At 74.4% G+C, this 10,698-nt stretch carries 16 protein-coding genes and 1 tRNA gene; 9 read left to right on the forward strand and 8 right to left on the reverse strand.

The features are described 5' to 3' along the window. Positions 1 to 8 precede the first annotated feature (8 nt). Positions 9 to 581 (forward strand): hypothetical protein, encoded by a 573-nt coding sequence (locus tag JZ5iCDA_RS00730; RefSeq protein WP_069385353.1) that lies wholly within the window; start codon positions 9 to 11, stop codon positions 579 to 581. 24 nt (positions 582 to 605) lie between these two features. Here the strand turns inward: JZ5iCDA_RS00730 and JZ5iCDA_RS00735 are convergent, their stop codons facing one another. Then, positions 606 to 1,169, reverse strand: coding sequence for a TIGR03086 family metal-binding protein (locus JZ5iCDA_RS00735; protein WP_069385354.1), 564 nt, complete (start codon positions 1,167 to 1,169; stop codon positions 606 to 608). 107 nt (positions 1,170 to 1,276) lie between these two features. After that, positions 1,277 to 1,459, reverse strand: coding sequence for a hypothetical protein (locus JZ5iCDA_RS00740; protein WP_069385355.1), 183 nt, complete (start codon positions 1,457 to 1,459; stop codon positions 1,277 to 1,279). 106 nt (positions 1,460 to 1,565) lie between these two features. Here JZ5iCDA_RS00740 and JZ5iCDA_RS00745 point away from each other — a divergent pair, with 106 nt between their 5' ends. Then, positions 1,566 to 2,159, forward strand: a complete 594-nt coding sequence (locus tag JZ5iCDA_RS00745; protein WP_069385379.1) for a hypothetical protein — start codon at positions 1,566 to 1,568, stop codon at positions 2,157 to 2,159. Between the two features lie 23 nt (positions 2,160 to 2,182). Here JZ5iCDA_RS00745 and JZ5iCDA_RS00750 read toward each other — a convergent pair whose 3' ends face one another. Beyond that, the gene (locus JZ5iCDA_RS00750) at positions 2,183 to 2,740 is read right to left on the reverse strand and encodes a pyridoxamine 5'-phosphate oxidase family protein (protein ID WP_069385356.1); all 558 of its coding nucleotides are present in this window, start codon (positions 2,738 to 2,740) and stop codon (positions 2,183 to 2,185) included. 48 nt (positions 2,741 to 2,788) lie between these two features. On the opposite strand from JZ5iCDA_RS00750, the gene JZ5iCDA_RS00755 reads away from it, so the two are divergent. Further along, positions 2,789 to 3,421 carry a DinB family protein gene (locus JZ5iCDA_RS00755; RefSeq protein ID WP_083259502.1) on the forward strand — a complete coding sequence of 211 codons (633 nt, stop codon included), beginning with the start codon at positions 2,789 to 2,791 and terminating at the stop codon, positions 3,419 to 3,421. A 7-nt stretch (positions 3,422 to 3,428) separates the two neighbouring features. On the opposite strand, the gene rlmC is transcribed toward JZ5iCDA_RS00755, so the two are convergent. Continuing rightward, on the reverse strand, positions 3,429 to 4,559 hold the full coding sequence (gene rlmC / locus JZ5iCDA_RS00760) for a 23S rRNA (uracil(747)-C(5))-methyltransferase RlmC (RefSeq protein WP_069385357.1): 1,131 nt from the start codon (positions 4,557 to 4,559) through the stop codon (positions 3,429 to 3,431). Between the two features lie 50 nt (positions 4,560 to 4,609). Beyond that, positions 4,610 to 4,897 carry a DUF4287 domain-containing protein gene (locus JZ5iCDA_RS00765; protein ID WP_069385358.1) on the reverse strand — a complete coding sequence of 96 codons (288 nt, stop codon included), beginning with the start codon at positions 4,895 to 4,897 and terminating at the stop codon, positions 4,610 to 4,612. Between the two features lie 140 nt (positions 4,898 to 5,037). Between JZ5iCDA_RS00765 and JZ5iCDA_RS00770 the strand changes: the two genes are divergently transcribed. The 3 genes from JZ5iCDA_RS00770 (at position 5,038) to JZ5iCDA_RS00780 (ending at position 6,239) form a co-directional block, all read left to right on the forward strand. Continuing rightward, on the forward strand, positions 5,038 to 5,289 hold the full coding sequence (locus JZ5iCDA_RS00770; protein ID WP_069385359.1) for a three-helix bundle dimerization domain-containing protein: 252 nt from the start codon (positions 5,038 to 5,040) through the stop codon (positions 5,287 to 5,289). Between the two features lie 70 nt (positions 5,290 to 5,359). After that, a complete protein-coding gene (locus JZ5iCDA_RS00775; protein WP_069385360.1) occupies positions 5,360 to 5,764 on the forward strand; it encodes a type II toxin-antitoxin system VapC family toxin in 405 nt (134 codons plus the stop codon). A gap of 160 nt (positions 5,765 to 5,924) precedes the next feature. Then, positions 5,925 to 6,239, forward strand: coding sequence for a hypothetical protein (locus JZ5iCDA_RS00780; RefSeq protein ID WP_139122892.1), 315 nt, complete (start codon positions 5,925 to 5,927; stop codon positions 6,237 to 6,239). Between the two features lie 12 nt (positions 6,240 to 6,251). On the opposite strand, the gene JZ5iCDA_RS00785 is transcribed toward JZ5iCDA_RS00780, so the two are convergent. Continuing rightward, positions 6,252 to 6,324, reverse strand: a tRNA-Lys gene (locus JZ5iCDA_RS00785). A 95-nt stretch (positions 6,325 to 6,419) separates the two neighbouring features. Continuing rightward, positions 6,420 to 7,127: a DUF429 domain-containing protein gene (locus tag JZ5iCDA_RS00790; RefSeq protein WP_069385362.1), complete on the reverse strand. Its 708-nt coding sequence runs from the start codon at positions 7,125 to 7,127 to the stop codon at positions 6,420 to 6,422. Between the two features lie 291 nt (positions 7,128 to 7,418). Here JZ5iCDA_RS00790 and JZ5iCDA_RS00795 point away from each other — a divergent pair, with 291 nt between their 5' ends. Both JZ5iCDA_RS00795 and JZ5iCDA_RS00800 read left to right on the forward strand, forming a co-directional pair. Next, positions 7,419 to 7,700, forward strand: coding sequence for an iron-sulfur cluster biosynthesis family protein (locus JZ5iCDA_RS00795; RefSeq protein WP_069385363.1), 282 nt, complete (start codon positions 7,419 to 7,421; stop codon positions 7,698 to 7,700). A gap of 167 nt (positions 7,701 to 7,867) precedes the next feature. Further along, complete coding sequence (locus tag JZ5iCDA_RS00800; protein ID WP_069385364.1) at positions 7,868 to 8,380, forward strand: nucleoside deaminase; 513 nt, start codon at positions 7,868 to 7,870, stop codon at positions 8,378 to 8,380. A 10-nt stretch (positions 8,381 to 8,390) separates the two neighbouring features. On the opposite strand, the gene JZ5iCDA_RS00805 is transcribed toward JZ5iCDA_RS00800, so the two are convergent. Next, positions 8,391 to 9,086: a M50 family metallopeptidase gene (locus JZ5iCDA_RS00805; protein ID WP_436967381.1), complete on the reverse strand. Its 696-nt coding sequence runs from the start codon at positions 9,084 to 9,086 to the stop codon at positions 8,391 to 8,393. A gap of 268 nt (positions 9,087 to 9,354) precedes the next feature. Between JZ5iCDA_RS00805 and JZ5iCDA_RS00810 the strand changes: the two genes are divergently transcribed. Continuing rightward, the coding region (locus JZ5iCDA_RS00810) for a DEAD/DEAH box helicase (protein ID WP_069385365.1) at positions 9,355 to 10,698 on the forward strand (1,344 nt) is incomplete at its 3' end.

Genomic DNA, 10,698 nt, shown 5'->3' on the forward strand with positions numbered 1-10,698 from the left:
TGCTGCCCATGACCGTCCAGCACCGTCCTGTCCGCGGCGTGCGCGCCGCCCCTCGCGGCGCCGTCGGCGTCGCGGGCCTCCTCGGCCTCCTGCTGCTCACCGCCTGCTCGGGCGGCGGCGGCGACGCGGCCGACCCCACGCCGTCGGGCACCCCGACGAGCTCGGCGCCCGAGGACGCGCCGGACGAGACCGCGGGCACGGCCTCGCCCGACGAGGCGTACACGCTGCAGGAGGCGTGCACCGCGATGTACGTGGACGGCGGCGAGCCGCTCGAGCGGCGCGTGGTCGCCGCGCTCGTGGACGTCAGCGAGGGTGCGGACACCGACTCGGTCAGCGCGATGACGGCCGTCGGCATCGAGCTCGGCTCGCTCTCGACCAAGGTCCCGGACGAGCTCACCGAGGCCGTGGCCGCGGTGCGCGTGCCGTTCCTGCAGCTCCAGGAGAACCTCGACACCGCGGCCGAGTCGTCGGTCGACCTCGACGTCGCGTCGGCGCACGACGGCCTCACCGAGTACCGCGCGGTGTGCGACGCGGCCGGGGAGGACACGGGCGAGGGCGGGGAGGGCACGGCCGGGGCGTGAGCCCCGCGCCCGGTGGACGGGTCGTCAGCGGCGCCGGCCCGTGAGGGCGAGGAGCCGGGTGAGGTCGTCGACGGTGTCGTCCACGTCGAGCGGGCCCTTGAACAGCGGTCCGGCGTCGAGGAGCGTCGAGCGCGCCTCGGCGTAGTGCAGCGCCCAGGACACGAGCGCCGGGTCGATCTCCTCGTCGGCCCCGGTCGCCCGTGCGAGGTCCCACGTGTGCACGACGAGGTCGAACGTCATCTGCGCGCAGTACTCGGCCGCGGACGTGTCCCCGTACGACAGGTGCACGACCCGGTCGAGCGCGTCGGGTGCGAGGAACGCCTCGCGGGCCTGCACGGACGCGTCGACCCAGGCGTCGGCCGGGGCGTCGCCGAGCACGTCCCCGGCGAACGCGTCGCCGACCTCCTCGACCCTCTTGCCGACGAGGAGCTCCGGCGCCCAGAGCTGCTCGGCCGTGACGTGGTTGACGAGGTCGCGCACCGTCCAGTCGTCGTCCGGCGTGCGCAGCGACCACTGGTCGTCGGTGAGCGGCCGGACGCGCGCGTCGAACGCGCCGATCGCGTCCCCGTGCGCGGCGATGACGTCCATGCGTCCTCCTCGGTGCCCTCGTCGACGTCGCGGCCGGCGGCCGCGTCCCGCCCACCGTGGCACGGATCGCCGTGCACGGCACGGCACGGCGCGGCGGACGGGGCCGGTCAGCCGCGCAGGGCGAGTGCGACGGCGAGGACGATCGCGCCCCACAGGACGAGCCCGGCGCCGACGCCGATCGCGAGGCCGTGCGCGCCCGTCGAGCGGTCCCGGCGCGCGCCGCGGACCGCCCCCGCGGTGATCGCGAGACCGGTCACGACGAGCACAGCCCCCGCGATGATCCAGAACATCGCGAGAACGGTCCCACATGTCCGGTGCGTCACGCATCGCGACGCGCGCCGTGACGGTCGGGTCCGTGCTGCCCGCGGCCCGGCCCGCGCTCGTATGCTCGGAGCCGTGCTGCTCGACGCGCGGACGCTGCGGGGCATCCAGGACGGGACGGTGACGCTCGCGTTCCGGCGCTGGACGGTGCCGCGCGTGCGGGTCGGCACGCGGCAGCGCACGCGGATCGGCGTGGTCGAGGTGACGTCGGTCGAGCGCGTCCCTCTCGACGGCGGTGGCACGCCTCTGGTGTCCGACGACGACGCCCGCCGCGCCGGGATGGCGTCGCCCGAGCGTGTGCTCGCCCGTGGCGCCGGCCGCGAGGGCGACCTGTACCGGGTGGGCCTGCGGTTCGCGGGGGAGGACCCGCGCGTCGCGCTGCGGGCCGACGACGACCTCGACGCCGCCGCCGTCGAGGAGATCCGGGCCCGGCTCGCGCGCATGGACCGTGCCGCACCCGAGCCGTGGACGCGGGCCTACCTCGAGCTCGTCGCCGGCAACCCCGGGGTGGTGGCGCGCGAGCTCGCCGCCGGGATCGGCATGGAGCGCGACCCGTTCAAGGTGCGCGTGCGCCGTCTCAAGGAGCTCGGGCTCACCGAGAGCCTCGACGTCGGCTACCGTCTCTCGCCGCGCGGCGCCGCGTACCTCGACGCGACGGCGGACGGCTGACCGCGGCGCCCGCGGTCGGCGGGTCAGGCGTCGTCGATCGCCGGGAGGCCGTCGATGCTGCGCCGGTTCTTCCGGCGCCGGTAGTCGGTGAGCTGCTCGGGCGTCCGGCGCCCGGCCCAGCGGTCGAGCAGGTCGCGGTCCTCGACGAGCGTCATGCGCGGCACGGAGAACCCGCACGAGTCGGAGACGCGCGTGACGTCGACGACCACGGCGCCGCGCTGGCCCGCCGTCTCCGCCTTGGGGAACGCCGGCCGCAGGGCGTCGAACTCGGGCGTCCCGGCCTCGACGTACCGGCCGGTGCCGTGGAAACGCACGATGTTCGGCGGGCCGTCGAACGCGCAGAACATGAGGACGACTCGCCCGTTCTCGCGCACGTGCGCCGCGGTCTCGGCGCCCGAGCCCGTGTAGTCGAGGTAGGCGACGCGGTGCGGGCCGAGGACGGCGAACGTGCCGGCCATGCCCTTGGGCGCGACGTTGACGTGCCCGTCCGCGGCGAGCGGCGCGGTGCCCACGAAGAACAGCGGCTGGGCGAGGACGAAGGACGCGATGCGGTCGGTGATCTCCGGGTGCACGGTCGCCATGGCCGGAGTCTGGCACCGCTGCGGGTGGCCGGCGGTAGCGTCCGCGATATGACCGAGACCACACCGGCACCCGGGCGACCCGACTGGACCCTGCACCCCAAGACCGTGCTCCAGCGCTACCTCGAGAAGGAGCGCGAGTCGTTCGTCGCCAAGCTCGACGGGCTGGGGGAGCGCGACGTGCGCCGCCCCCTGACGGCCACGGGGACGAACCTGCTCGGGCTCGTCAAGCACGTCGCGAGCGTGCAGGCCGACTACCTCGGGGAGGTGTTCGGGCGGCCCTTCGACGTCCCCATGCCGTGGTTCGCGGACGACGCCGAGGTGAATGCCGACATGTGGGCGACGGCCGATGAGTCGCGCGAGCAGGTCCTCGAGCTGTGGCGGCGCTCGTGCGAGCACGCCGACGCCACCGTGGCGGCGCTCGACCTCGACGCGACGGGCGAGGTGCCGTGGTGGCCGCCCCACCTGCGCGAGGTGACGCTGCACCGGGTCATGGTGCACCTGCTCGCGGAGATCGCGCGGCACGCCGGTCACGCCGACATCGTGCGCGAGCTCGTCGACGAGCGGGCCGGCAACGACGACGGCAACCTGCCCGAGCAGTCGCGCGAGGAGTGGGCGGCGTACCGGGCACGGCTCGACGAGGCGGCGGTCGAGGCCGCCCGCCGGGCCGGGGAGCAGGGGTGAGACGGGGTCAGGCGCGCTCGAGGAGGACTGCGACCTCGTAGTGCCCCGTGTGGGGGAACATGTCGAGCACGCGCGCCTCGCGCGGGCGCAGCGACGGCATGAGCGCGAGGTCGCGCGCGAGCGACGTCGCGTTGCAGCTCGAGTACACGACGTGCCGCACGTCGGACTCCTCGAGCCACGTGCTGAGCGTCTCCCCGATGCCGCGCCGCGGCGGGTTCACGACGACGAGGTCGGGCCGTGCGTCCTGGGTTTGCGCGAGCGCGAACGCGGTCGCGTCCTGCGCGAGGAACGTGGTCCGGTCGAGGCCGGCGTCGTGCGCGGTGAGCCGGGCGCTCGCGACGGCCTCGGCGCTCGTCTCGACGCCGACGACGTCGCGGTCCGGGCCTGCGACGTGCAGCGCGAACCCGCCCACCCCGCAGTAGAGGTCCCAGACCGAGGCGGGGGCGGCGTCGTCCACCCACGCCCGGCCCTGGCGGTAGAGCGCGGCGGCGACGTCCGTGTTGGTCTGGAAGAAGCTCTGCGGGCGCAGGTGCAGGTCGACGTCGTTGACCGTCATGCGCAGCGTCTGGGTCTCCGTCAGGAGCAGCTCGGTCTCGCCCTCGACGACGGCCTTGTGCTCCGGGTGGATGTTCGCCGAGACGACGCGCAGCGCCGGGATCGCGGCGAGCAGCGCGGGCAGGTGCTTGCGGATCCGCGGCACCGACTCCGTCGAGCGCAGGACGAAGCGGGCCATGAGGTCGCCGTCGGGCGAGAGCGTCACGAGCACGTACTTGAGCTCGCCGCGGCGCGCGCGCACGTCGTAGGGGACGAGGCGGGCGCGCGTCACGAGGTCGGCCAGCGGGCCGAACGACTCCTGCAGCGCGGCCGGGTACAGCGGGCAGTCGGTCAGGTCGACGCCGCCGTTCTCGGCGAGGATGCCGAGCACCGGCTCCTCGACGGTGCCGGTGACGACCATCTTCGCCTTGTTGCGGAAGCCGGACTCCGCCGACTCGACGGGCGGGAGCCAGCGCAGGTCAGGGGCGAGCGGGGCGAGGAGCTCCGCGCAGTGCCGCTGCTTGTCGGCGAGCTGCGTGGGGTACGGCTGCGCGAGGAGCGTGCACGACCGGCAGCGCGCGGCGTCGTAGTGGTGGCACTGCACTCGTTCGAGTCTACGGGCGCCGCCGGTCGCGCCCGTGGTCGGGCCGGGCGTCAGGCAGGCCTGGTCGCCTTCCCGTCGAGCCACAGGGTGTCGGAGTCGTCGCGGTGCGTGCCGTCGGAGCCGACGTGCTTCGCGCTGATCTGCGGGCCCTTGGTGATGACGTGGACCATCGCCATGCCGTGACCGCGGCCGAGGCCGTAGTCGTCCTTGAGCCACTCGAGGATCGGGCCGGCCTTGGTCGTCTCGTCGAAGCCGCGCTCGCGCGCAAGGTCGACGAGCTGGCGCGGGGTGAGGCCGGTCTTGTCCTCGACCGCGTCGAGGTACGCCTGGAAGGACACGTGCTGCTCCTCTCGTGCCGGGCGCCGTGCCCGGTCGTCGGTGTCGACGCTGGTCGCGGCCGGAACTCATCGGTCGAGATGGTCGCGAGTGTTCACCGGAGGTTCCGGCGACGTCCATCGTCGTCTGCGAGCCTCGACGGATGACCGACGAGTCCCGAGAGATCGACGAGTCCCGAGAGATCGACGTCGTGGTGCAGCGCATCGCCGACCGCTTCCCCGACCTCCCCGTCGCGCAGGTGCGCGAGCAGGTGCTGACCGAGCTCGACGCGTTCGACGACGCGACCGTGCGCGACTTCGTCCCCCTGCTGGTGGAGAACGCCGTGATGGACACGCTGCGCGCCGCGAGCGACCCCGAGCCGGTGGCCGTGCCGGACGACGCCGCCGACGCCTGACGGCCCCCGGCCTCTGGGGGTCGCGACGTCTGCCGTCGACGGCACGGCGTCGTGCTGCCACGCTGGGGCGATGACGCGCTACGCGATCGACGCGCCCGTGGCGATCCGGCTCGCCCGCGACGGGGTCACGGTTCCGGACGCGCACCAGCTCGTGGCTCCGAACCTCCTGCGGTCCGAGGTGCTGTCGATCCTGTACCGCGCGGTGCGCGCGGGAGAGATGGACGGCCGCGAGGGCAAGGAGCTCCTCGACCGTGTGACGACGACGCGCATGCGCCTCCTCGGCGACCGCGTCTCGCGCGCGACGGCGTGGCAGCTCGCCGAGCGTCTCGGGTGGGAGGACGTCGGGCGCGCCGAGTACCTGGCCGTCGCGACGCTCCAGGCCGACGTGCTCGTCACGGAGGACCCCGGCCTCGTGTCCGCCGCGGAGGGCGTCGTGCCGGTCGCCGGGTACGAGGAGCTGACCGCGCCGGTGTGAGAGCGCCGCGGTGATGCAGCTGGTCAGCCGCGACGCCACGCCGATGACAGCGGAGTCATGCCACGTGCAGCGGTCATGCGCAAGGAAGGCGCGCCCGGCACGTCCGTTTTCACCCGCTCCGGTGCGTCATCGCGACGCCGTCTCAGCCCTCTATCTCCTCGTGCGCCACAAGCAAGACGAGAAGAACCACGAGCCCATCGCGCTCGCGCGACCCATGCCGTCCGAGCACAGGACGCGTGACCGGGACGGCAGGCCAGTGACCCTGCGCGGCGTCGTCACCCACGTCGCCGGGCACCGCGTCGCCTTCGAGTACCACCACCCCGAGCGCGGGCTCTGGCACCTCTGGGTGCCGGACAGCACCTGCGTCCCCGTCAAGGAGGCGGGCGTGACGGACGCAGCGGGCCGGTCGGTGACGGTCGACCCGAGGACGCCCGGGCGTCTCGCCTACGAGCTCGAGGCGGCGTTGTCGAGGTAACGCTGACTGCGGTGGGCCCCGTGGGGTTCGAACCCACAACCTACGGATTAAAAGTCCGCAGCTCTGCCAGTTGAGCTAGAGGCCCGCGGCACCGGGGACGCCCGGAATCGCCACGCCTAGGCTACCCGCGCGGTTCCCCCCGCCTGGCCCGCAGCCCTCACCCCGGTCACCGGTCGCCGGTCACACCCAGATCGCCGCCGGCCACCCGTTCTCGAACACCTCGGGCGGGTCGGGCAGGGACGCCGCCTCGCCGCGCGCGACGCGTCGCGCGGTCCAGGCGACGGCGGCGGCGTCGAGCACGTCGTCGGGGCCGGCGTCGAGCCCGCTCAGCCCGAGCTCCCCGGCGAGGACGACGCCCTGCTCGGCGAGCAGCCGCCGTCGGACCTCGCCGCCCGCCCACGTCGCCTTGCGCGACGTGAGCGGGCCGCCGTGCATGCGGGCGAAGCTCACCTCGGGGTGCGCCTCGACGACCGGAACGCGGGCGGTGCGGACCCACGCGTCGACCTGCAGCAGCTTCACACGCAGCGCGAAGGCCTGGACGGAGATGCCCTCGTTCGCGCGCTCGCGGTTGATCCGCACCGCCGTCGCGTGGTCCGGGGCGAGCAGGGCCGGGCGGACGGGCGTCATGAACACCGACGACCGGAGCGGCCCGATCTCCGCCCGCGCCAGGATGTCCGCGCGTCGTCGTCCCGCGTCGGGGAGCCCGATCGGGATGTCGACGGCGACCGCGTCGAGACCGCCGCGCTCCGACGCCCGGGCGACGACCGCGTCGATCGTCGTGGCGACGTACGCCTCGACGCGCGTAGTGTCGCCGGCGCCGTCGTCGAGAACGACCCCGACCCAGCCCGCGCGGCACGCGTCGACGCCGAGCACCCGGTCCGTGGTCATGACCCCTTCGTACCGGCGGACGCGCACCGGCGCACGCACCGACGCGCCGCGCGGCGGGCGGCCCGCGCGCGGGCGCGTACCGTAGGCGGCCTCGATGAAGCTGTCATCCGCGGTCTTGATGGGCGAGAAGTTCGGCGAGACGGGCCGGTTTCGCTTGCGGCAGCGGGCCGATCTTGCTTGGTTGGAAGGGACCGAGGGCCAGCGGGATGGTCCACGGACGGCCGTCGCACCGACCCCGGATGCGCAGGCCCGACGTGTCCCGTGGCCCGCCCGGCGACGAGAGGAGCTCTCGTGCTCACCCTGACCGACAACGCCCGTACCGCTGTCCAGGACCTCACCACGCAGGCCGGCGTCCCCGAGGGAGGCGGTCTGCGGATCGCCGAGTCCACGGACCAGGCCGGCAGCTTCGAGCTCGCGCTCGTTCCCGCCCCGCTGCCCGACGACACGGTCGTCGAGAACGGCGAGGCGAAGGTGTTCGTCGAGTCCGCCACCGTGCAGACCCTGTCGAACCTCACGCTCGACACCGACCCGAACGCTCAGGGTCCGTCGTTCGTCCTGACCCCTCAGGGCTGACGCGCACAGACTTCGACGGCGCGCCCACCTCCTCCTCCAGGCGCGTCCTCGAACCCACGACGGGCCGTCCGCACTGCGCGGGCGGCCCGTCGTCGTGCCCGGGTAGCCCTGCGGCGAGTGCCCGGGCGACCGTGACCACGGCCCGGACCGCTGGCTAGGTTGGGCGCATGGCTGCTCCCGCCCCGCGCCTGGTGACCGACCCGACCGACCTCGCCCGGCTGCGCCGCTGCGTCGAGCTCGCCCGGGAGGCGCTCGAGGACGGCGACGAGCCGTTCGGCTCCCTCCTCGTCGACCCGTCCGGGACCGTCGTGCTCGAGGACCGCAACCGCGTGAAGGACGGCGACCGCACGCGACACCCGGAGCTCGCGATCGCGCTGTGGGCGGCGCAGCACATGCCGGCCGAGGACCGGGCCGCGAGCGTCGTCTACACGTCGGGCGAGCACTGCGCGATGTGCAGCGCCGCGCACGCGTGGGCCGGCCTGGGCCGCATCGTGTACGCGACGAGCACCGAGCAGCTCGTCGGGTGGCACCGCGAGTGGGGCGTCGCGCCCGGCCCGGTGACGCCGCTCCCGATCGGCGCGGTCGCGCCGCACCTCGACGTCGTCGGCCCGGCGGAACCGCTCGTCGTGGAGGTCCGGTCCCTGCACGCGGCCCTCCACGGCGTCGGCGCCGGGGCGTGACCGCGGCCGGTCAGGCAGCCGGGCCCACGATCCACCACCCGCCGAGCACGGCCGCGCCGAGCGTGACGAGCACGAACACCCCGACCCAGACGATGCCGGGCACGCGCGTGAGCTGGGCGAGCATGTCGGCGTCCGACCGGCCGCCGCGCCCGCGCGAGCGCTGCGCCTGCAGCTCGAGCACCGGGCGTACCGCGCCGAGCAGGAGGAACCACGTCACGGCGTACGCGACGGCGCTCTGCACCGGGGGCGTCGCCCACCACGACACCCCGACGAGCGCGGCACCGCTCACGAGGACCGACCACAGCCCGAACCAGTTGCGGATCTGCAGCAGCATGAGGGCGAGCAGCAGCACGAGCAGCCACAGGAGCCCGACGGCGTAGCCCTGCCGCAGCAGCGCCGCCGCGCCGAGGCCGATCAGCCCAGGCCCGACGTAGCCCATGAACGCCGTGAGCACCATGCCGAACCCGCGCGGCTTCCCGTAGGACACGGTCAGACCGGAGGTGTCGGAGTGCAGGCGGATGCCCGACAGGCGCCGGCCGGTCAGGAGCGCGGCGAACGCGTGCGCGCCCTCGTGGGCGATCGTCACGACGTGCCGTGCGACGCGCCACACCGGCGTGACGAGCACGACGGCGAGCGCGACCGCGCCCATGGCCGTCACCACGGCCGGGGCCGGGGGAGCGACGGGCGTCACCGCGGCGTCCCAGATCTGCCCGACGACGTCGGTCACCGTCGTCCACACGTCGCCCGCGCCGGTGGTGCCGTCCCCGGCCGCGGCGAGCGGCGTCGTCGTCTCCTGGTGCACGCGCGCCATTCCACCACAGCGCCCTGAGCCGCCCGCCGTCCGGGGCCCGAGCGCTGGGCATGAGAGACTGGGGCAACGAGGGCAGCGCGAACCGCGCGCCCCGCGTCGTGGAGATCCCCCCGGATTGCGTGCGGCGGACCCCGACCCCCTGCCCCGAGAGGCCTGTACTCCCTTGACTTCCTTCGCCGACTTCGGCCTGCCCACCCCCGTCGTGCGCGAGCTCTCGCGCCAGGGCATCGACTCCCCGTTCCCCATCCAGACCGCGACGCTGCCCGACTCGCTCAAGGGCCGCGACGTCCTCGGCCGCGGCCGCACCGGCTCGGGCAAGACCCTCGCGTTCTCGCTCCCGACCGTCTCGCGCCTCGCGCAGGCGAGGACGTCGCGCCACCCGCGCCGGCCCCGCGCGCTCGTGCTGTGCCCGACGCGCGAGCTCGCCAACCAGATCAACGCCACGATGGAGCCCGTCGCGAAGGCCCTCGGCCTGACCACGACGACGATCTTCGGCGGCGTCGCGCAGTCCCGTCAGGTGACGGCGCTCGACAAGGGCGTGGACATCGTCATCGCGTGCCCGGGCCGCCTCGAGGACCTGCTCAACCAGCGGCTCCTCACGCTCGACGGCATCGAGATCACCGTCCTCGACGAGGCCGACCACATGGCCGACCTCGGCTTCCTGCCGGGCGTCAAGCGCATCATGGACAAGACGCCGAAGCAGGGGCAGCGCATGCTGTTCTCCGCGACGCTCGACAACGGCGTGGACCAGCTCGTCAAGCGCTACCTGAGCAACCCGGTGCGCCACTCCGTGGACGACGCCGCGGCCCCGCCGCCGCAGATGACGCACCACATCCTCGCGGTGCGCGACGTGGAGGCGAAGAAGCAGATCGTCCACGAGCTCGCCTCGGGCACCGGCCGCCGCGTGCTGTTCATGAAGACGAAGCACCAGGCGAAGAAGCTCGCCAAGCAGCTCACGGCCGCGGGCGTGCCCGCCGTCGACCTGCACGGCAACCTCGGCCAGGGCGCGCGCGAGCGCAACCTCGAGGCGTTCACGTCGGGCGCCGTGAAGGTGCTCGTCGCCACCGACATCGCCGCGCGCGGCATCCACGTCGACGAGGTCGAGCTCGTCGTGCACGTGGACCCGCCTGCCGAGCACAAGGCGTACCTGCACCGCTCGGGCCGCACCGCCCGCGCGGGCTCGGAGGGCGTCGTCGTCACCGTCATGCTCCCCGAGCAGCGCGGCGACGTGCGCGACCTGACCCGCAAGGCGCGGATCACGGCACAGCCGACGCCCGTCGCGCCCGGCGACGAGACCGTCAAGGCGCTCGTCGGCGAGGTCGCGGAGTACGTGCGCCCGGCCGACATCACCCCGCCCCAGACGCAGGCGAAGCGCGGCACGGCGTCGACCAACGGCGGCTCGCGCTCGTCGCGCCGCGGCCGTGGCGGCCAGGGCGGTGCCGGCGGCGCGGTCACGCGGAAGCGGACGAACTCGGTGATCGAGCCGCCGGCCTCGGAGACGACCTGG

The organism is Cellulosimicrobium cellulans (genome assembly GCF_001722485.1).
Taxonomy (GTDB): domain Bacteria; phylum Actinomycetota; class Actinomycetes; order Actinomycetales; family Cellulomonadaceae; genus Cellulosimicrobium; species Cellulosimicrobium cellulans_A.